Annotated in this window: 22 protein-coding genes; 18 read left to right on the forward strand and 4 right to left on the reverse strand. The window is 44.4% G+C overall.

The genetic code is table 11. The annotated features are described in order from the left end of the window. Positions 1–130: 130 nt before the first annotated feature. From MM817_RS05460 to MM817_RS05485, 6 genes are read left to right on the forward strand one after another with little or no spacing between them, the layout of a single operon-like run. Positions 131–3,289 carry a cation-translocating P-type ATPase gene (locus MM817_RS05460; protein WP_241712434.1) on the forward strand — a complete coding sequence of 1,053 codons (3,159 nt, stop codon included), beginning with the start codon at positions 131–133 and terminating at the stop codon, positions 3,287–3,289. Next, a complete protein-coding gene (locus MM817_RS05465) occupies positions 3,237–3,452 on the forward strand; it encodes a hypothetical protein (RefSeq protein ID WP_241712435.1) in 216 nt (71 codons plus the stop codon). Before MM817_RS05460 ends, MM817_RS05465 begins: the two co-directional genes overlap by 53 nt. A gap of 31 nt (positions 3,453–3,483) precedes the next feature. After that, positions 3,484–3,855, forward strand: coding sequence for a hypothetical protein (locus MM817_RS05470; RefSeq protein ID WP_241712436.1), 372 nt, complete (start codon positions 3,484–3,486; stop codon positions 3,853–3,855). A gap of 34 nt (positions 3,856–3,889) precedes the next feature. Continuing rightward, positions 3,890–4,945 (forward strand): calcium/proton exchanger, encoded by a 1,056-nt coding sequence (cax, locus tag MM817_RS05475; protein ID WP_241712437.1) that lies wholly within the window; start codon positions 3,890–3,892, stop codon positions 4,943–4,945. A 15-nt stretch (positions 4,946–4,960) separates the two neighbouring features. Beyond that, complete coding sequence (locus tag MM817_RS05480) at positions 4,961–5,737, forward strand: TVP38/TMEM64 family protein (protein ID WP_241712438.1); 777 nt, start codon at positions 4,961–4,963, stop codon at positions 5,735–5,737. A gap of 26 nt (positions 5,738–5,763) precedes the next feature. After that, positions 5,764–6,423 carry a YjbE family putative metal transport protein gene (locus MM817_RS05485; RefSeq protein ID WP_241712439.1) on the forward strand — a complete coding sequence of 220 codons (660 nt, stop codon included), beginning with the start codon at positions 5,764–5,766 and terminating at the stop codon, positions 6,421–6,423. On the opposite strand, the gene MM817_RS05490 is transcribed toward MM817_RS05485, so the two are convergent. Genes MM817_RS05490 through MM817_RS05505 form a run of 4 tightly spaced genes read right to left on the reverse strand, consistent with a single transcriptional unit; the run spans position 6,387 to position 9,993 of the window. Then, positions 6,387–7,013 carry an HD domain-containing protein gene (locus tag MM817_RS05490; protein WP_241712440.1) on the reverse strand — a complete coding sequence of 209 codons (627 nt, stop codon included), beginning with the start codon at positions 7,011–7,013 and terminating at the stop codon, positions 6,387–6,389. The two genes, MM817_RS05485 and MM817_RS05490, sit on opposite strands and share 37 nt — an antisense overlap. Beyond that, positions 7,010–7,720 (reverse strand): dTMP kinase, encoded by a 711-nt coding sequence (locus MM817_RS05495; RefSeq protein WP_241712441.1) that lies wholly within the window; start codon positions 7,718–7,720, stop codon positions 7,010–7,012. Before MM817_RS05495 ends, MM817_RS05490 begins: the two co-directional genes overlap by 4 nt. Next, complete coding sequence (gene tmk / locus MM817_RS05500; RefSeq protein WP_241712442.1) at positions 7,717–8,433, reverse strand: dTMP kinase; 717 nt, start codon at positions 8,431–8,433, stop codon at positions 7,717–7,719. Before tmk ends, MM817_RS05495 begins: the two co-directional genes overlap by 4 nt. Before the next feature lie 36 nt (positions 8,434–8,469). Beyond that, positions 8,470–9,993 carry a Ppx/GppA phosphatase family protein gene (locus MM817_RS05505; RefSeq protein WP_241712443.1) on the reverse strand — a complete coding sequence of 508 codons (1,524 nt, stop codon included), beginning with the start codon at positions 9,991–9,993 and terminating at the stop codon, positions 8,470–8,472. Positions 9,994–10,102: 109 nt separating this feature from the next. On the opposite strand from MM817_RS05505, the gene MM817_RS05510 reads away from it, so the two are divergent. The 12 genes from MM817_RS05510 to MM817_RS05565 all read left to right on the forward strand — a co-directional run bounded on the left by MM817_RS05510 (position 10,103) and on the right by MM817_RS05565 (position 21,101). After that, positions 10,103–10,393 (forward strand): hypothetical protein, encoded by a 291-nt coding sequence (locus MM817_RS05510; RefSeq protein ID WP_241712444.1) that lies wholly within the window; start codon positions 10,103–10,105, stop codon positions 10,391–10,393. A 42-nt stretch (positions 10,394–10,435) separates the two neighbouring features. Further along, on the forward strand, positions 10,436–10,741 hold the full coding sequence (locus MM817_RS05515; RefSeq protein ID WP_241712445.1) for a metal-sulfur cluster assembly factor: 306 nt from the start codon (positions 10,436–10,438) through the stop codon (positions 10,739–10,741). Positions 10,742–10,938: 197 nt separating this feature from the next. Continuing rightward, positions 10,939–11,727 (forward strand): Fe-S cluster assembly ATPase SufC, encoded by a 789-nt coding sequence (gene sufC, locus MM817_RS05520; RefSeq protein ID WP_241712446.1) that lies wholly within the window; start codon positions 10,939–10,941, stop codon positions 11,725–11,727. 12 nt (positions 11,728–11,739) lie between these two features. After that, complete coding sequence (gene sufD / locus MM817_RS05525) at positions 11,740–13,035, forward strand: Fe-S cluster assembly protein SufD (protein ID WP_241712447.1); 1,296 nt, start codon at positions 11,740–11,742, stop codon at positions 13,033–13,035. Beyond that, entirely contained in the window at positions 13,035–14,261 is a 1,227-nt protein-coding gene (locus MM817_RS05530) for a cysteine desulfurase (RefSeq protein WP_241712448.1), read from the forward strand. The genes sufD and MM817_RS05530 overlap by 1 nt, the downstream gene beginning before the upstream one ends. Continuing rightward, entirely contained in the window at positions 14,248–14,661 is a 414-nt protein-coding gene (gene sufU / locus MM817_RS05535; RefSeq protein WP_241712449.1) for a Fe-S cluster assembly sulfur transfer protein SufU, read from the forward strand. The genes MM817_RS05530 and sufU overlap by 14 nt, the downstream gene beginning before the upstream one ends. Before the next feature lie 99 nt (positions 14,662–14,760). Next, positions 14,761–16,158 carry a Fe-S cluster assembly protein SufB gene (gene sufB, locus MM817_RS05540; protein WP_241712450.1) on the forward strand — a complete coding sequence of 466 codons (1,398 nt, stop codon included), beginning with the start codon at positions 14,761–14,763 and terminating at the stop codon, positions 16,156–16,158. Then, on the forward strand, positions 16,158–16,466 hold the full coding sequence (locus MM817_RS05545; protein ID WP_241712451.1) for a Rieske (2Fe-2S) protein: 309 nt from the start codon (positions 16,158–16,160) through the stop codon (positions 16,464–16,466). The genes sufB and MM817_RS05545 overlap by 1 nt, the downstream gene beginning before the upstream one ends. 40 nt (positions 16,467–16,506) lie before the next feature. After that, on the forward strand, positions 16,507–16,971 hold the full coding sequence (locus tag MM817_RS05550) for an RrF2 family transcriptional regulator (RefSeq protein ID WP_241712452.1): 465 nt from the start codon (positions 16,507–16,509) through the stop codon (positions 16,969–16,971). A 376-nt stretch (positions 16,972–17,347) separates the two neighbouring features. Then, the gene (locus MM817_RS05555; RefSeq protein WP_241712453.1) at positions 17,348–18,319 is read left to right on the forward strand and encodes an ABC transporter ATP-binding protein; all 972 of its coding nucleotides are present in this window, start codon (positions 17,348–17,350) and stop codon (positions 18,317–18,319) included. A gap of 12 nt (positions 18,320–18,331) precedes the next feature. Then, positions 18,332–19,339 carry an ABC transporter ATP-binding protein gene (locus MM817_RS05560; RefSeq protein ID WP_241712454.1) on the forward strand — a complete coding sequence of 336 codons (1,008 nt, stop codon included), beginning with the start codon at positions 18,332–18,334 and terminating at the stop codon, positions 19,337–19,339. 28 nt (positions 19,340–19,367) lie between these two features. Continuing rightward, positions 19,368–21,101, forward strand: a complete 1,734-nt coding sequence (locus tag MM817_RS05565; protein WP_241712455.1) for an ABC transporter substrate-binding protein — start codon at positions 19,368–19,370, stop codon at positions 21,099–21,101. Positions 21,102–21,109 lie beyond the last annotated feature (8 nt).

The raw sequence follows: 21,109 nt of genomic DNA on the forward strand, positions 1-21,109 counted from the left end.
GATTTCCGCGGATATGTGAATTTGCTGGAGTGATACTAATTCAAGATAAGTTCATACATGGATCACAACACAGCTTTTGCAGCATCAGTTTCTTGTGTCTAGTTGATTCAATAAGGTGGCGATAACAGCAATGTCTGTACACATGGAGTGTGAATTAGTTCGTCAAATTCCTGGACGTATGCGATTTGCCGTACCGTATATGCGTGGAAATAAGGTGTTAGCGAAGATGATTTATCAGCATCTAACACGCTATCTTCCACAAGCAAAGATTCGTGCAGATGATGCTACAGGACGGATACTTATCAGCTTTGAAGAACAAGTAGACGAAATCATTTTTCCATATGATGTGAATCGACAAATTCATGTGGTGAGTGCTTCCTATTTTGCACATATGAGACAAGTTCAAATGGATGGTGTAACACCATTACCTATAGTGATCCCAAAAGAAGAGCCTTGTGATCAGTGGCGTAATGATGATGAACAAAGATTACCTCCTCCTCTTGAACAGTGTTCATGTACTGATACGTCGCGAGGACTGACAGTGCAGCAGGTGGAGCAACGGATAGCCACGTATGGGTATAATGTCTTGCCAACACCAAGAAAACCTTCTGTATGGCGAGTGATGTGGTCGCAGATCAGTGATTGGATGTCTTTAACTTTGGTTGGTGTTGCAGGCGTGTCACTTCTAACCGGGCGGTTTTTTGACGCACTCACCATCAGTTTGGTTTTGGCGGTTAATGGAACCGTAGGTGCTTTACAAGAACGGCGAGTCAGTAAAGAGACAGAGGCGCTGCGCCAATTAACCTCCTACGCAGCCACAGTGATTCGAGATGGTATAGCACAGGTGATCCCAGCTTCGGAAGTTGTGGTAGGTGAGATTGTTTTATTAGAAGCGGGCGATCGTGTCCCCGCAGATGGCATATTAATTGAAGCGTATGGACTTTGGATGGATGAATCCATGTTAACTGGTGAGTCGCAACCTGTCGAAAAGATTTTGCAAGAGAATAGAGACGTGAAATTGGATACGGGTGTAGCAAATGGATGTGCTATTGGATCATCCGAAGCTATGTTTATGGGGACAGGGGTCACGCGCGGAAGAGGAAAAATGATGGTGACTGCCATTGGTGCTAACACGCAAATGGGGGTACTTGCTTCGTCTTTGTCGATCACAGATGTGACACAAACCCCACTTCAGCAACGAGTACATGCCTTAGGGCGACTCCTCGTTTTTTTTATTTTAGGGACAGTAGCATTAGTCGTTTTGGTTGGCATATGGCGAGGCTTACCACTATCTCACATGCTACTCACAGGAATGGCACTTGCTGCCTCGGCGATTCCTGAGGGACTGCCTCTCTTAATCACGATTGGACTCACCGCAGGCGTTCGACGTATGGGGAAATCAAGTGCGCTTGTAAGAAAACTGTCGTCTGTTGAAACACTAGGGCGAGTTACTGTGATTTGTTCAGACAAAACAGGGACGCTCACTAAAAATGAGATGACGGTGAGGCATATGTGGACCGCAAAAATGCGGTTTCATGTTACAGGTAATGGCTATGATCCGCGTGGCCATATCACGACAACTTTTCATGATCACGATGAACAATCGCCTGCGCACTTTGTGGAACCGTTAGCTCGTCTTTGTGTTTTATGTAATAATGCAGAACTCCTATACAACAATAAGCGTTATGGGATGAGTGCTGAATCGCCACAAAGTATGCATGCAGATCAATTTGCAGTACGTGGTGATCCAACAGATGGTGCACTACTTGTAATGGCGTTAAAAGCGGGGATAGATGTAAGAGACATGGCAGGTGTGGAACGAATTCATGAGTGGCCATTTGAATCTGAAAAAAAACGAATGAGCGTGATTTGTAAAGATGAGCAGGGAGTAGAACTCATAGCAAAAGGAGCGCTAGAGGAAATTCTTGCTCGATCGACTTTTTTACTTGGTGAAACAGGGATCGAACCACTTTCCTTAGCATCTCGAACAAAAATGATTGATGAGGCACAAGAGTATGCAAAAAAAGCAATGCGTGTGGTAGCCGTGGCGTATCGTCCTCTCGTCGATGAGGAAAAGCAGTGGTTGACTGAGCCGCAGATGAATGATGATATGCGCGATCAATTAGAACGGGATTTAATCTTTGTAGGCATTGTCGGAATGATCGATCCACCTCGTTCTCACGTGCAAGAGAGCGTTTCATTATGTCGCGATGCTGGGATTAGGGTACTCATGATCACAGGTGATCATCCAGATACAGCATGTGCAGTGGCACGTGACATTGGCTTAGTAGTTGATGATGACAATAACACAGCTGTACTGACTGGTGAAGAGATGGAACGTATGACGTCAGAACAGCTAGCGGATGCTGTGCAAAGGGTTTCTATTTTTGCGCGTATGGCACCACAGCATAAGTTAATCATTGTGGATGCACTAAAAAGTCGTGGACAAGTTGTAGCCATGACAGGAGACGGTGTCAACGACGCTCCTGCAGTACGGCAAGCGGACGTCGGTATTGCGATGGGAAAAAATAGTACAGAAGTTACGCGTGAGGCAAGTGAGATGACCGTGACGGATGAAAGTTTCTCGACGATTGTTTCAGGTGTAAGAGAGGGGAGAGAGGTACTTGGTAATATTCGACGAGCACTTGGTTATTTGCTTTCTGGGAATTTAGGTGAAGTAATCTATGCAGCACTTGCAGTATTTTTAGGGATGCCTTTGCCATTTGTTCCTGTTCAAATTTTACTTGTCAATCTTTTGACAGATGCTGCTCCTACGATTGGACTTGTGACGAGATCGAGCAAAACTAGGCGAGTGAGCCAATCGTTAAAACCGCAACGAGATTTGCTCGATGTCCGCTATCTTCGACAAATCATCACACACGCTGTTGCCATTAGCTTACCAACACTTTTGGTATTTGCGCTAGGCCTAAACATGTCGCAACGTGTTGCTATGGCCCAGACCATGGCCATGGTCACGCTCTCATTAGCAGAACTTATGCATATAGAGAGCTGGCATCGCGATGATGAACGGGTGACTTCACCGATTCCAACAGACAAGATATTGCGTGCCACGTTTTTGGGATCGTTTATTTTAGTGATTGGATCGATTTATAGTAGGCCATTACAAAGAATCTTTCAAACAACCCCATTGCCAATGCCTTATTTACTGATGGCCATTGGGGGATCGTTTGTTGCCTATTTGTTGCAAACCTTCGAACGTGTAAGGGGGAATTACTATGTTTCAGGATGTAGAAAATCGCTTGAAACAAGCCCAAGTATTGGTTCATGAGGCATTAGATTTGAGTTTGAGTCTATTTCAAAGTGGACAAGTAGATAAGGCATCGCTTACAAAAGTGTGGAGTGGATTTGTAAGTGATCTATTTGGATACATTAAAGTAAAGAGTAAAGAGACAAAACATAATGTCTTGGCATGGATTAAGTTTCCTCTATGAGATCATAGGATGGGTAAGGAGCTGAAGTGGTATGGCGCAAGGCGAGAATAAGTGGTTGATTGGAGCCGGTATGTTGACCGTGGGAGCAGTTACTCATCCCACATCGAAAAAATGGATGCGAAAAGCATTGGTTATAGCCGTTCAAGGTGTTCTTGAAATCAAAGAGCACATTCATGGAGCGATTGCATTGACGCGAGAAGAACTAGAAGATATTGTGGCTGAAGCGAGGTATATTCGTTCATCACGTGCGACAGTAATCAATCAGCTACAAAAGCAGGAACAGGCGCGTGTTCTAAGTACAATGCCTACTTCCTATAAGACATCGGCAATTGATGATAGACGTATGTGGGTGCCAGATGTAATAACTGAGTCTGCCCCTATGCAGAAGGTGAGCGAGGGTTAGATAGAAGGTGTGAATGTAGGGGGCGTGGCGTCACATGCAAGGGAGATGGTGGCAGATAGCTATGGCTGTTGCTATAGCTATCTTGGCTTATGTGCTCGATCGATTGCCGTTAAACCCAACACTACAGTTTGTCATTGTGGCTTTTGCTATTGTGTATTTTGCTCGGATTATTGGCCGTGAAACGGGCATCCTTGGTGAATTATTCGGATCGTCCATCGGTGCATTATTGGGTGCTACATTTGGCAATGCAGTCGAACTATTGATCTCTGTGATCGCTCTTGTACATGGTATGACGACATTAGTGAAGGCCAGTATTGTGGGAAGCATCTTGGCAAATCTGTTGCTTACACTTGGCATTTCCATGATTGTTGGAGGTATGCGACGGCAAGTACAGACGTTCAATCAAATTAAGGCTGGGGTCAATAGCGTCATGCTTTTTGTTGCGGTGATTGGCCTTACCATTATGAGTATCGAATCACTCGTGCAACCTCATATTTCTGGTAAGGAGCCACTGAGTATAGGTATTGCGATTGTGTTTTTGGTGGTTTATATTTTGGGATTCGTGTTTTCTTTATTTACTCATCGGACATACTTAGCTGCAGGAGATCAGGGAGAGCACTCTAAAGCGAGTAAAGAACCGGTGTGGCCACATATTTTGGCTCTGATAGCCACGACTGTTGTCATTGCTTTTTTAAGTGATGAAATTGTCGCTATTCTGACTCCTCTTGCTGTACAGTTGCATTTGACACAAGAGTTTGTAGGTCTTATTTTTGTGCCGCTCATTGGGGCTGCGCCAGAGTTTTTTACAGCTATACTGCTTGCGCGAAATAACCGAATGGATGGTAGTGTGGAGATTGCAGTCGGTTCAAGTTTGCAAGTGGCTTTATTTGTAGCACCTGTACTTGTTTTGATAGGGCATGCTATGGGAAGGCCACTTACGCTTGTTTTTACTGCAGCTGAAGTGATTGTAATTTTTTTAGCAACGATCCTTGTGAGTCTTGTGTCACTTGATGGAGAATCTCATTGGTACGAGGGTTTAATGGTAGCTGCTACGTATATTATTTTTGCTATGTTATTCTTTTTTACATAACAACGACGTTTTTCTGTGAACGCTCATGGAATAGCTCGTGATGGGCAGAATACGCTTATGATCTCGTATAAGGGTGTGATCCGATCGGTTGGCAAGCGGATTGGCCAAGGTCTACTTCTTTTACTGGTTTTTGGCATAGTAGGAGCGGTCTTTTTTTGGTTATATCGTACGGGTATCTGGTTTAAGATTCCTGATATGTTACGTCATGCTGGGATCTTTGGTTTGGTCATTAGTTATTTCATGATTGTGATACAGACTGTAGTTCCGTTTGCTCCATTTGCATTATTGGCTGGATTTAATGCGACGGTACATGGACTTATTGTGGGGTATCTTATTACATTTGCAGGAGCTTTTACGGGGGCATTGCTTCTTTATCTGGTTGCAGTTAAAGCATGGGATACGTTTTTGCGTAAACGACTGCAGCAGTTTTTAAAGCGGCATCCGAAGATTGAGTCTGCATTTGAACAAGTAGCTAAAGAACGCGGTACATCTGTTTTTTTTGTCATTCTAACGTTGCGATTGCAACCATGGCTCCCATCTTCCGCTATTGATATCATGGCCGGGGCAGCACATGTGCGATTCTGGCCATTTGTAGCAGCGACAGTGGCTGGACAAGCTCCGATGATCGCCTTAGAGTCTTATGTAGGTCATCGCATTTTACATTTCCGATCACACCAGCTTGAAATTTGGATCATTGGCATTGTAAGTGCTGTGTTGCTAGTGATCTATAGTGTGATTCGCTATCGTAACATGCGTACACAAAAGCATGAACAACATGTTCTTAAAAAGTAAACGCGAGAAAGGATGGATGGCACATCGTGTGGACACAGATGGCAACAAAGGTGCTTGAAATTCTTATCGTAAATATTGTGTTATCAGGGGATAACGCTCTTGTGATTGGGGTAACAACACTGCGCTTGCCTGTAGCGCGTAGGCGCAAAGCAGTAATGATTGGTGCGGCAATCTCGATTATTTTGCGCATTTGGCTTACGCTATTTGCAGGGCGGTTACTTACGTTACCGTATTTGCAAGTGGTAGGTGGGATTTTACTTTGCTATATTGCTTGGACGCTCATCCGTCCAAAAGAGAATCATGAAGATATAGCAGAAGGTAAGCAAAGACAACCCCAAACTCTGGCAGGTGCAATTACTGCCATTGTGCTAGCCGATGTTATGATGAGTGTAGATAATGTGGTCGCTTTAGCTGGTATTGCTGCAGGCAATGAAGTAGTACTGGTTTTTGGTTTGATTGTCAGTATTGCACTCATTATGTTTGCGAGTACGCTCATTGCAGATCTGATATCTCGTAGTCGAATATTTATGTACATCGGAGCGCTGATTATCGTTTGGGTAGCAGGTGGTATGATCGCAAGTGATCCACTTGCAGCACATGTTCCGCACCTGCTATTGCCCATTGTTACGATGGTAACCATTGGTTTTCTTTATGGTATTCGGTTTGTTTTTAGAGCGAGTGAATGACCAAAAGCAAACTTCCAAGCATCTGCTTTTTTCTCCTCAATACGCCTCGCATGGATCTCTTTTAACCCAGTTAACTCAAGAGTATAGTTTTCCTGCTGAACACTTCCTTGTACAATCTCAACGCCGTTGGCATGTTGGCGATCTAGTCCATCTGCCACGCGCAAAATCGCAGAGAGTTGAAAGAGTTCTCTGCGATTCTTAAAATGTGAAATCAGCCATGAACGCTTCGCTTTTTTGCGATGTGTAAAGACTAGTCGGGCCACGTCGGCGCGTAATAATTCATCCCACTCTGCAGTTTGACGGGCTGTTTCAATGAGATAGCGACTATGTTTATGATGTGCAACATCGTTTACATAATGTCCAATATCATGCAATAAAGCTGCGATTGTAAGCCGCATGAGCAGTTCTTCTTGGCTTTTGTGTGGTTGGCGCTTGTCCACAATCATGTCTTTCGTTAATTCAAATATCACCTGTGCAAACTGCATCACTCGTTCGCCATGCGCGCGGTCTGTGCGGTAGACATTGACTAGTTGAATGATATCGGCTTGATGTTGATAAGATAAAATTGACGGCGTACTACTTTGACTCATTTGCTTTCACCAAGAAGGCGAGAAACGCGCCACCGAATATCTTTTTGCACTTCTTCTATATCGCGTGCGCCATTTAACGTGACAAAGTCAAATTCTTGGGCTAATTCGTCAAACTGTTGTTGGCACATGGTTTGATAGCGATGAAAACTTTCGAACATATCAGCTGAGAGAGACAGATCCATGCCAGATTCCCAGTATTCTAAGTATCCGCGTTTTTGGAAATGCCTGTGCAATAGTACTTCAGGAGGCATCTGAAGATATACAGTGAGGTCAGGTACAAGGCCAAATCCAAATAGTTCATGCAACCAGTCTGGATCTGCTCCACGCACTAAGTCGCGCACCATCAGTGTGAAAATATAGCGATCAGCAAGCACGATAAAGCCAGCGCGCAGAGCAGGAATGATCTTATTTTCGAGCTGATCCGCAAAGTCTGTGGCGTACAGTAAACTCAGCGTGGTTTTGCCAAGCACGTTACCCTTTTTTGCCTGGTCGATGACTGTGCTCACCAAATCGGAACGCTTGATACCCGTGTCCATGACGGCATGTCCATTAAATTCTAGCCAATTCTTTAATAACACAGTTTGAGTTGAGCGGCCTGAACAATCGGCACCTTCGATGACAATAAGTTTTCCGCTGTAGTTTGAATCTGGTAAATACGGAAGTCCTGCACCGTAGAAGCGTTCATCCATTGATTGCATAGTATTCATGCGCGTTGCTCCTCCTGAGATACACTTGGTGCCACATAATCCCGTAAATGATCCATGACAGCTTTTCTCACTTTTTGTTGTTGTTTTTCTACTGACTTCGTGGCATCAATGACCATAAAGTGCTCTTCTTCGATCATACTGTCGTAATTACTTTTAATCATCCCTTGAAATAATTTAAAACTTTCGACCGGGTCATTGGATAAACCTAAATCTAGGCCTGCCTCATGATATTTCAACTGTGGACGTGAGCTTAATATGCGATCAAGGGAAACCTCTAATGGCGTTTTAAAGTAAAAGCTAATCGTCGGTTTTACGGCAAAACTGTATACGTTTTTGACCCAATCAGGGTCACATCCCCGCGCCATGTCGCGCGCATAGGCTGTATACACGTAACGATCAGCGAGCACAATGTAACCGGCTCGCAAATGGGGTAACATCATTTTTTCGTAGCGATCAGCGAAATCTGATGCATGAATTAAGCTAAAAGTAGTAGGTGTAAGTAAATTTTTCTTTTTTGCCTTTTTGGTTGCCGCTTTGATGAGTTCACTGGAGTTCCACTCTGTAAAAAACACCGGATATCCTTGTTCTTCTAACCAACGTTTGAGTAAATAAATCTGTGTGCTTTTTCCCGAACCGTCATTGCCTTCTACAATAAATAAGCGTCCTGGATAATTCATGGTTCTCCCTAATCCACGTGCTTTTCGCAAACGCATAGTAACGAAAGCCCCTTTCTTCACTTGGTACTGTCTTTATCGTGTTGGTTGAACAGATTCATGTTCAATGTTCAGTGTACGCTTGAAAATTTTTTTGACATATGGAGCAAAACTTTTTGCGGCAGCAGCTTCTACTTCGACATCTTGTGAGGAATAGATGGTCATCTGCACCTGTTTATTATTTGTCCTAAGTGTCACATGATCGATGCGCCGTTCGTGACGTCTATCCAGACTTTCCGCTAGACGTATAAGTACACCTAACTTAGTTGCCAATTGGATATCCTCTTCTGATAGCAGCAGACGGTATGGTGCACATATTTTGCGCAGTTTACTGCGCCCTTTAAAGGAAGCGGCGGCCGCTGCAAGTATCATCTCACGGTGTGAGAGTCCATACAGTGCACTATTTAAAATCAGATAAAAGGTATGTCGATCATAATGATAATAGCTGACATGAACGCCAATGCGATGTAGCATAGCAGCAGTATATAAAATTCGCTCTGCTAATGGTTGAATCAGGCCAAGTTCTTTTGCATCGCGGTATAATTCAAAGGCAAGATCTGTTACGTGTGTGGCATGTGCTTCAGATTCTTGAAAGCGATGCAAAGTATTTAAAACACTGTCTTGCAGTACTCGGGAAGAGTCAACTGTAGGCTCTCCCATGACATGAGAATAAAAGGTGCCATCGCGTAAACCGCGACCACTAACGCGCACTTGTTGGCTGTGTAACACTTCAATGAGCGCAAGTAAAATGGTGGCTCCAGGTACGATGAGATCGACGCGATCTTTTGATAATCCTTCAACTTTTTTGCGTAAACTCACAGGTAATGACGCGAGCCAACCGATCGTTTCTCGTATTTCTTCTGTGCTCATAGCGTAATTGTGCGTGATAGACAATGGATAATTGATTCGCGCCTGCTGCACAGTAGCCAAGTTGCGGATAGTACCTCCAATGCCGATAATCTCAATGCCGGGATGTGCTGACAGATAAGGTTTGGAACGCATCGTAGCAACAATTGGACTAATAGCACTTTGGATGCTTTCTGGAGTACTATTGGCAGGCCAATTGTGACTAAGTGTCACTGCCCCAAAAGGAAACGAGTGTGTAGCGATTAATCTGCCGCCTTCTAATAATGAAATTTCTGTACTGCCACCACCAATGTCGATAATGTAGGCGGTATCTACACGCAGAGTGTGCGTAATGGCGCTATATCCCAAAAGCGCCTCTTCTTCACCACTAATGACCCGAATGTCAAGCCCAATAGACGTTCGCACTTGCTCGATAATATCGGCGCGATTTTTTGCAGTACGCAACGCAGCCGTACCGATTGCTACTAGATTGGATACGCCATATGCTTTGCACAGGCCTTGAAACTCGCGCAGATGGGTCAGTAATTCTTCAATGCCACGTTGCGATAAGGTTCCGTCTGGTAAGAGAGCATTACTGAGACGGGGAGATGATTTGTGTTCATCAACTACGTAGAAAGAACGATGGCTCTGCTGTTTAATGATGGACAGCCGCATGGAATTTGATCCGATATCCATGATTCCAGTAAGTGTCACTCTGTTTATCTCCTTAAGTCGAGGTGTACGCACCAATAGCTGTAGTATACCGAAAAATATGAGAGCATGTTAAACTGAAGTCAATTGATTTTAGAAAGGTGCTTCTACGATGACAAAGCGGTACAGTGTAGAGCAGGTTGCAGGGATGCTTGTGAGTGATATGAGTAGTATTCGCAATGCATTAGAAGTCTTGCGCGATCGACATGAGCTTTCTGCGGAAACATTTCTCTTTGCAGATCGTTCCTGGCGGATTACTCCATCAGATGTGCAAAAGGTACAATCCTATTTAGAACAAGTGCAAGACCAAAAGAACGGTGAAAAAAGCGTCATAGAGCGCCGGATTCGCCGTGTGGTTAAACATCACGTCACGCAACCAGCAGATCAGGATGGACAAAGTTGAAAGAATTCGTTACGATTAAGATGACAGTGGGAGGGATTTCGAATGATTACTGAAGATATAGTATACGAGCAATTAAAAGAAGTTTTAGATCCGGAAATTCAAATCGACGTAGTAAATCTAGGTATGATTTACGGTGTCACGATTCTCGATGAAGGCAAACGCGTGATTGTGCGGATGACGCTAACTACGATGGGGTGCCCTGCCATGGAAGAATTGCAGGTAGAGATTATCCAAAGAGTAAAACAATTGGGCGTTGACGAAGTGGAGATCGATCTTACATTTGAACCACCGTGGAATAAGGATATGATGTCTGATGAAGCCAAAATGGTCATGCGCTATTTGTTCTAGGCTAAAAACATCATAAAATTGTCAAAACTCACGCCGTATGGCGTGAGTTTTTTGATGATCACTTGCATTTTTTGATGCATGTGATAGCATAAAGGTGACTAAAATAGTCAACTTTAAAATGTGAGTAACAGAAGTCAATAAACGACATGTGAGTGCGCGCTAAGATGTATGCGCAAAGATGGCTAGGAGGATATGAGATGAGTGTTAGTCCAGTATTAGAAATCAACGATTTATATGCAGCAGTTGAAGGCAAAGAAATTTTAAAAGGTGTGAATCTAACCGTACGTGGCGGCGAAGTGCATGCCATTATGGGACCAAATGGCACAGGTAAAAGCACGCTTGCTTCAGCGCTGATGGGACATCCTAAGTACACAGTGACAGCAGGAACGGCAACATTGGATGGTGCGGATCTACTCGATATGGAAGTGGATGAGCGCGCGCGTGCAGGGTTATTTTTAGCAATGCAGTACCCCAGTGAAGTGTCTGGCGTATCCAATGCAAATTTTATGCGGATTGCGCAAAATGCAAGGCTTGGCGAAGGTAACGAAGTGCCTGTGCTAAAATTTCATCGCGAGTTACAAAAAAAGATGAAGGCACTGAGTATTGATCCAACTTTTGCTGAACGTTATCTTAATGAAGGGTTTTCTGGTGGAGAAAAGAAACGCAATGAGATATTGCAGATGGCTGTTTTACAACCGCGCATAGCCATTTTAGATGAGATTGATTCTGGATTAGATATTGATGCACTCCGCATTGTTGCAGAAGGCGTCAATTTACTTCGCAGCCCAGACTTCGGACTTCTTGTGATTACTCACTACCAACGCCTCTTGCAGTATATTGTCCCAGATCATGTTCACGTGATGATGCAAGGTCGGATCGTGCGTTCTGGCGGTCGTGAACTTGCACAAGAGTTGGAACTTCGCGGGTATGATTGGTTAAAAGAGGAACTTGGGATCGTGGACGAAACGGTTTCAACGGGCGTATAGGGGGTTTACAACGTGAGTGTCCTAAAGAGTGGAACAGATTTTGCAAAGCAGATTGAAATGCAGAGTGCGGCAATGGAAGAGCCGGGATATTTAGTAGCATTGCGTGCAAAAGCAGCGGAGCATTATGAGCAACTTCCCGTGCCATGGTATGAAAAAAGTAACTTAGCTCAACGTAAGCTAGATGCATATACCGTTGCAGCTCTTGTTTCTGATAGGCAAGAGTGGAAAACAATCGCTGAACCGTTTATGTCTGATGATGCATTGACAAGTCCTCTTCTCGTGTTAGCTGATGGCGAGCTTGTCTTCTCACAAGGAATCGAATCATTGAGCGCGCAGGGCGCAATTTTTACTACATTACGAGAAGCAGCTACCACATATAGTGACATTGTGGAAAAGCATCTTTATTCAGTGGTTCCTCAAGATGAAAATCAGATGATCGCTTTACATGGTGCATTATGGCGAAATGGAACTTTTATTTATCTTCCGCGCCATGTGGTGATTGATCATCCACTGCAAATGATCTCTGTGACGACTTCTGGTGGACATGGTACCTTTATACACAATTTAATTGTAGCTGAAGCGGGAAGCCAAGTGGAATTTGTCGATATTTACGTGGCCAATCAAGACATTGCAGATGAGTTGCAAGTTGGTGTGACAGAAGTTGTGGTGCAAGATGGAGCGCGGGTGAAGATTGGTACGCTAGAGGATTTTCCGAGGAACTCGACCAATGTATTGGTGCGACGTGCAAAAGTATATCGCGATGCACAGATGGATTGGGTTACGGGTGAAGTGAGTGAAGGATATACAGTGGCGGAATTTGGCTCTTTGTTAGAAGGTCAAGGAAGTCGCAGCACCAGTCATGCGATTGCATTAGGCGCAAAGCAAGCACATTTTGATCTTACGTCTAAGATGGTGCATATCGCCAAGTTTAGCGATAGTGATACCACAGCGCGTGGTGTCATGCAAGATTCTGCAGAGGCCATTTATCGTGGGCTCACCCATATTTTAAAGGGCGCAAGTGGTTCAAATGGTCAACAATCGGAGAAATTGTTGATGCTAAGTAGAGAGAGTCATGCAAATGCGATACCCATGTTATTGATTGACGAAAATGACGTGAAATGCGGGCATGCGGCATCTGTTGGGCAGATTAATGAAGAGCAACTGTTTTATTTGATGTCTCGTGGTATTTCAGAAACAGATGCAAAACGCATGGTGGTGTGGGGTTTTATTGATCCTGTGCTTGCGAAACTGCCGATCGATATGGTGCGTAAGGCAGTGGAGACGGTGCTTGAGAGGAAGATGGCTTAATGGATATAGCAATGCTGCGACGCGATTTTCCTATTTTAGAACAAAAGGTCAACGGGAAACGATTGGTGTATCTAGATAGTGCAGCGACATCGCAAAAACCGCGCCAGGTGATCGAAGCGTTGGATAAGTATTATCGTGAGTACAATTCCAATGTTCATCGTGGTGTGCATACGCTTGGGTCGTTAGCGACAGATGCCTATGAAGGTGCGCGAGCAAATGTTGCTGCATTTATCCATGCGCCATCTGAAAATCAGATCGTGTTTACGCGCGGGACGACCGAGTCACTCAACATGATTGCACAAGGATATGCGCGTCCACGCTTGCAACCAGGTGATGAGATTGTCATTACTCCTATGGAGCATCACAGCAATATGATTCCTTGGCAACAAGTTGCGCAATTGACAGGCGCTACGTTAAAGTATATTCCTTTGCAGCCAGATGGCACGATACGTTTAGAAGATGTAGCTGATACCATAACAGATCACACAAAAATTGTAGCCATGGTTCATGTGTCAAATGTACTTGGTACGATTAATCCGATTAAAGAAGTAGCAAAGATTGCACATCAGCATGGGGCGATTATGGTGGTGGATGGTGCACAATCTGTTCCACATATGCCTGTCGATGTACAAGATTTGGATTGTGATTTTCTCGCTTTTTCGGGTCATAAAATGTTAGGCCCTACAGGCATTGGCGTACTCTATGGCAAACGAAAAGTATTAGAAGAAATGGAACCTGTTCATTTTGGCGGGGAAATGATTGAAACGGTAGAGCTGTTTTCATCGACGTGGAAAGAGATTCCTTGGAAATTTGAAGGTGGAACACCGATTATTGCAGGAGCTGTAGGGCTTTCAGCTGCCGTTGATTATTTGCGCGAGATTGGGATGGATACTGTTCATCAAATGGATCAAGACTTAACGCGTTATGCGATGGATCGGTTAAGCCAATTGTCGGACATCACTATTTACGGACCACGTGGAGAACGCGGTGGATTAGTGACGTTTAATCTAGCGCATGTTCATCCGCATGACGTTTCTACAGTATTAGATTCAGAAGGTGTTGCCGTTCGCGCGGGTCATCATTGTGCGCAACCTTTAATGCACTGGCTGGACGTCGCTGCGACTGCGCGGGCAAGCTTTTATTTATACAATACAAAAGAAGATATTGATGTGCTCGTCCAATCCCTAGAAACTGCAAAGGAGTTTTTTGGCCATGCAATTGGATGATTTGTATCGACAAGTAATTATGGATCATTATCAACATCCACGGAATCAAGGTAGGATCGAAGGTGATGCATTATCGATTGACATGAAAAATCCGACTTGTGGCGATGAGATTACTCTGCAGTTGCAAATCGAAGATAACATTGTCAAAGATGTGCGCTTTAAAGGTGTCGGTTGTTCCATTAGTATGGCCTCTGCATCGATGATGACAGAAGCGATTAAGGGTAAGACGGTAGAAGAAGCGCTTATTCTATCGGAAGAATTTCGTAAAATGATGAAGGGTGAAGAGGTTGACGATGAGGAATTAGGCGATCTCGAGTCCTTGGCTGGGGTATCTAAGTTCCCAGCCCGCATTAAATGTGCGACATTAGCATGGCATGCATTTGAGCGTTCAGCGAAATGAGCAAAAGTTGTAAGAAGAGAATCGGTCAAACTGGAATAAACCTTATGAAGACGCAATGGATGTGTACGTGCAAAGAAGTTACCTTGGGAGGGATTTTTGATGAGTAAAGCGATGCCAGAACTGTCCGAATATCAATATGGTTTTCACGATAAGGATATATCGATCGTTAAGTTTAAGAAAGGTCTTTCTCGCAAAGTAGTTGAAGAAATTTCTACGATGAAGAATGAGCCGGGTTGGATGACTGACTTTCGTTTGCGGTCACTCGATATTTTTAATTCGAAACCGATGCCAACTTGGGGCGGAGATCTCTCTGATCTCAATTTTGATGAGATCACATACTATGTTAAACCGTCAGAAGGACAAGGGAAAACATGGGATGATGTTCCTGAGGAGATCAAAAATACATTTGATCGCTTAGGAATACCTGAAGCAGAGCGCAAGTTTTTAGCTGGTGTATCTGCGCAATATGAATCAGAAGTAGTTTATCACTCTATGCAAAAAGAGTTAACTGATCTTGGCGTTATTTTTACTGATACTGATTCGGCGTTACGTGATCATCCGGAAATCTTTAAAGAGTACTTTGGTACGATTATCCCACCTGAAGACAATAAATTTGCCGCGTTAAACTCGGCTGTGTGGAGTGGCGGAAGTTTTATCTACGTGCCAAAAGGCGTGCGATGTGAAGTACCATTACAAGCATATTTCCGCATTAACTCAGAGAACATGGGCCAATTTGAACGCACGTTGATCATCGCTGATGAAGATTCTTTTGTGCATTATGTGGAAGGCTGTACGGCACCCATATACAGCACAAACTCACTTCACTCTGCAGTCGTTGAGATTATTGTGAAAGATCGCGGTCGCGCGCGCTACTCCACGATTCAAAACTGGGCGCCTAATATCTACAATCTTGTCACAAAGCGTGCAGTAGCTCATACAGATGCAACAATGGAGTGGATTGATGGCAACATTGGTTCGAAGCTTACAATGAAATACCCTGCGATCTATATGGTGGGTCCTCGCGCAAAAGGAACAGTGCTTTCTATTGCTGTTGCAGGTAAAGGTCAGCATCAAGATGCCGGCGCAAAAGTGGTTCATGCGGCACCTGATTGCTCATCTACCATTGTTTCAAAATCAATCAGTAAGCACGGTGGAAAAGTATCTTATCGCGGTCTTGCATTTTTTTCGGAAGAAGCAGATCACTCAAAGTCAAATATCAAATGTGATACATTGATTCTTGATCAAGAATCTACTTCAGATACCATTCCGTACAATGAAATTGAGAACAATACAGTCACACTAGAGCATGAAGCTACTGTTTCGCGCGTGAGTGAAGAACAGTTGTTTTATCTCATGAGTCGTGGGATTTCAAGTGAGGAATCAACGCGGATGATCGTAATGGGCTTTATTGAACCATTTACCAGAGAATTGCCGATGGAGTATGCAGTCGAGATGAATCGCCTCATCAAGTTTGAGATGGAGGGATCGATCGGCTAATGGCAGCGGTCAAGGTTTCGTCATTACAAGCATTACAGGACCAACCTTTACAACGTGTCACGATAGCAGGTAAAGATATCCTTCTTGTTAAACTTGTGGATGGCGTGTACGCAGTGAGCGATCAGTGTACGCATGGCCGAGTGAGTTTAGCGCAAGGACATCTTGAAGGGGATATCATTTGTTGTCCCAAACATGGTGGTAAATTTAATGTGAAGACTGGTAAAGCGGTGGCTTTTCCAGCGATTACGAAGTTGCCACAATATGATGTACATGTCGATGGTGATGATGTATACGTAACAGTCGAGTAGTTGCGGTTTTTTATACTACTTGCAAGAGGAGGAAACGCCTGTGAAAGTATCGAAGCGCACAGAGTATGGATTGCGCGCGATTGTCACCTTAGCGGAAGCTGTAGCTACCTCCAATCATCCGTTGCCTCTTCGTCAGATTGCAGAGATGGAGTCTATTCCTGAGGCTTTCCTCGATCAAATCTTTGCTCTTTTACGGCGAGAAGGGCTTGTTCAAAGCGTGCGTGGAGCAAATGGCGGATATTTGCTGGCGCGTGCACCAAGTGATATCTCTATGGGGCAAATCATCAAATTGCTCGAGGGAGATGTTGCACCTATTGGTTGTGTAAGTGATGACTTTCCATTGCCTGAAGAGTTTTGTAGCAAGGCGAGAAGTTGTTCGACCCGCAGTGTGTGGGTGAAACTGAACGACAGTATCTTGCGAACGCTCGATGGGATCTCTCTTGCTGATGTGCTAGCTGATGCACAAGGTGAAGGTGTAGAATCGCTCTCAGTGATGCATTTGTAAAGTAGATAACGGATCGAATGACAAAGGTAATTTCTATGATAGATCTCCAACTTTGGAGGTCTATTTTTATGTGCGCCACGCATGGTGATTAACTAGGAGGTGAAAGTCCACTGTGGGGGTTTGTAGGTACCAACCACTAGCCAAGAGCAAGGGTGTTCACCGCGAGGTGGAATTCGAGGGATAATTATACTTAATGTCTATCTTACGAAGACAAATAGATTTTATCTCAGGTACACTTTCCGATAATTTTACACACTTTTTACACTCCTGACATCAACTATTTATGTTAGTTTAATAGTCAGACAGACATTAAAGCGGATTCGCGCCTCGATTCGCGCTTTATCATCAAGTAACAGGCTTCATACGGAGGTGCGCAGTGGCTGAACCATTATTGAAAGTTCGAAATTTAAAGACGTATTTCATTAGTAAGAATGCTACGGTAAAAGCAGTGGATGGGGTTGACTTTGAAGTCTACCCAGGAAAAGTGCTTGGCATCGTAGGTGAATCTGGTAGTGGTAAGAGTATGACGTCGCTCTCAGTGATGCGGCTGGTACCAGGCCCACAAGGGAAAATCGTAGAAGGCGAGATTTTACTTGAGGGAACAGATCTGTTACACATTTCAGAACGTGCCATGCGCGATGTTCGTGGCAACCGCATTGGGATGATTTTTCAAGAACCGATGAGTGCATTAAACCCTGTGTTAAAAGTGGGTGAACAGATCGGTGAAGTGCTGATTCGCCATCGCAAACTGACGAAGGCTCAGGCAAAGGTGCAGGCGATATCGCTTTTGCGCAGTGTGGGATTTCCTCGCGCAGAGCAGATAGTGAATGAGTTTCCGCATCAGTTGTCTGGAGGCATGAGACAGCGTGCGATGATTGCTATGGCGATGGCTTGTCAACCATCCTTACTGATAGCAGACGAACCAACAACAGCTCTTGATGTGACGATTCAGGCGCAAGTATTGGACTTGATGCGCAGCTTGAAAGATCAAAATGGCACTGCGATTCTATTAATTACGCACGATTTAGGTGTAGTTGCAGAAATGGCTGACGATGTGGTGGTCATGTACGGCGGACAGGTAGTGGAGTCGGCGTCTGCAGATGAGATCTTCGATCATCCAGTGCATCCATATACACAGGCGTTGATGGCATCTATTCCATCAATCGAAGAGGAACGCGAACGTTTGTTGACGATACCTGGAACGGTTCCGAGCGCAGCACATTTTCCCGGAGGATGTCGTTTTGCAGATCGCTGCACACTTGTGGAAGATCGTTGTCGTGAACAAATGCCGGAATTGCGTGAAATTGCTGCAGGACATACAGTGCGCTGTACTGTGGTCAATGGGTAAGGGGGGACTTAGATGAGCACGGTAGAAACAAAACTTACTGAGAAGCCCTCCGCATCGCAACCACTCCTGCAAGTGGATCATGTAAAAAAATATTTCCCCATTATGGGTGGGGTGTTGCGGCACACGGTGGGGCAAGTCAAAGCAGTAGACGATGTCTCTTTTACGCTAAATGAAGGGGAGACACTTGGACTTGTTGGAGAATCTGGATGTGGTAAGTCTACGCTTGGTCGCGTGATCATGCGGATCTATGAACCGACAGAAGGCACGCTGTCGATTGGCGGGCAAGACATTAGCCACGTCAAAGGCGAGAAATTGCGAAAGCTTCGACATGATTTTCAAATGGTCTTTCAAGATCCGTATTCTTCGCTCAATCCGCGAATGAGTGTAGGGGCTTTAGTAGCAGAACCACTGATTGTAAATAAACGCGGCACACGTTCACAGATTCAAGACGAAGTGGTTTCACTACTTGCAACAGTTGGGTTAAATCCAGAGGCGCGCGTGCGGTACCCTCACGAGTTTTCTGGTGGGCAGAGGCAACGGATTGCCATCGCAAGGGCACTGGCACTTCACCCAAAGTTAATCGTTGCAGACGAAGCGGTTTCTGCTCTTGACGTGTCGATTCAGGCGCAAATCTTAAATTTACTTTCTGATCTCCGAAAAGAATTTGGCTTATCTTATGTGTTTATCTCGCACAATCTCGCTGTCGTAAAGCACGTGAGTGATCGCGTGGCTGTCATGTATCTCGGTCGACTCGTAGAGCTTGCGCCAAAAGGCTCTTTGTACACAAGTCCACTTCATCCATACACGCAGGCACTATTATCAGCGGCACCAGAACCGAAGCGGCATGTCACACGTGAACGGATTGTGCTTGTGGGTGATGTACCAAGTCCAGCGAAACCGCCTAATGGTTGTGCTTTTCACACACGTTGTCCAAAAGTGATGGATGTCTGTCGCAGTATTCGGCCAGAACTTGAGGAATACACGCCAGGACAATATGTCGCTTGTCATTTGTACTCGTAGTATCACATGATTTCAGGGGGTTAAATAGATGAAAAAGAAATCAACAATGGTCTCTGCAGCAGCTGTTGTTACACTATCTGCATTGCTTGCTGGATGTGGAGGAAATACAGCTCAACCAAATGGTAGTAATACATCCAGTGCATCAACAACACCAGTCAATGGTGGCACTATTACTCAAACATTTCCGACTGCATTTGGTTTGAACTTTATCCCTTATTTATCTACTTCAGCCTATACCACACAGGCGTGGTCGCTGCAGTTTGATTCCATTCTACAATATAATGCCAAAGACCAATTAGTTGGCGACCTTGTGGATAAATGGCAAGTGGCTCCAAACAAGAAAATGTACACCTTCTATATCAATCCAAAAGCCCGTTGGTCAAATGGCACGCCTATTACATCGAAAGACGTACAACTTGGTGTAGACTGGTTGCTTTCAAAAAGCTACAACGTGACTGACGGTGGAGCATACGGCTATATCTTAGCAGACATTGTGGGTGTTCCTTCTAGTGGATACTTGCCAGATGGCCAAACACCTTCTGGATTTAAGATTATCAATTCACACGAATTTACGATTTCTTTGCAGCATGCAGATGCAGCCGTGCTAACAGCTGATCTCTCTGGCATCGTACCACTCCCATCGTCTATTCTTGGGAATATTCCGATGTCTAAGTGGAAGGGTTCTTCATTTGATCGCATGCCGACAGTTGGCAGTGGTCAGTTCATTATGACGAATCTCGTACCAGGTCAAGCAATAACGCAAAAAGCCAATCCTTACTACGTATTTGGCAAGCCGCATATTGAATACAACGTATGGAAAGTAGTTAGTACAGATGTAGTTGATGGTGACCTTGCATCAGGTCAAGTTACCATCGCTGGCATTCATGCAACAGATGCCTCAAAAATGAAGCAGTTACCGAATTTAAATGTAAATGTAGAGCCTTCAAATGCCTTTGATTATCTCGGCTGGCGCTTAAATAATGCAGAATACGGATCGGTATTCAGTCATGTGCGATTCCGTCAAGCAGTTGAATATGCGTTGAATCGTCCTGCGATGGTTCAAGCGTTATACGACGGATATGGGGTAGTTGAGAATGGTCCACTGCCGCCTATTAACTTCTGGTATAACCAAGCACTCAATGGTACTTATGCATACAATCCTGCGAAAGCGAACCAACTGCTCAATTCGCTAGGTATGAAGATTGTCAATGGTTGGAGAACTCTTCCTAATGGTCAACCCTTTACACCGACCATGACAATTTCTAGCGGCGATGCTAACATCGAACGCCAGGCAGACTTCATTCAGCATTATCTACAACAAGTACACATTAACATGAAAATTCTTCCGCCTATCAACTTTAATACGATCTTAAATCAACTTAATGGTGATGCAAATGGCAAACAGCCGATTCAGGCCTTCCTACTTGCTTGGGATCTTGGCAATGATCCAGATCCGCGCGGTCTGTGGCGTTCAACCGATGACATGAATATTACTTCGATTGACTGGACCAACACAAACGATCCTGCCATTAAAGAAAATGACAAGTTGATTCACGAGCAACATACGCGTAAAGCGTTCAATTTACAATACCGAATCAATATACTCGATCAGTGGCAGCAGTTGCTCAATCAACAGATGCCAGAAAACTTCTTGTTTGACGAGGATAGCGTGACGGCATACAACAAAGACTTGCATGGCGTCGTCTTCTCGCCATATGGAACGCTCGATGAATACAAGTGGTGGATTTCGCCATCTAGCTAAGGAAGTCA

The sequence above is a fragment of the Sulfoacidibacillus ferrooxidans genome (assembly GCF_022606465.1).
Lineage (GTDB): Bacteria > Bacillota > Bacilli > Alicyclobacillales > SLC66 > Sulfoacidibacillus > Sulfoacidibacillus ferrooxidans.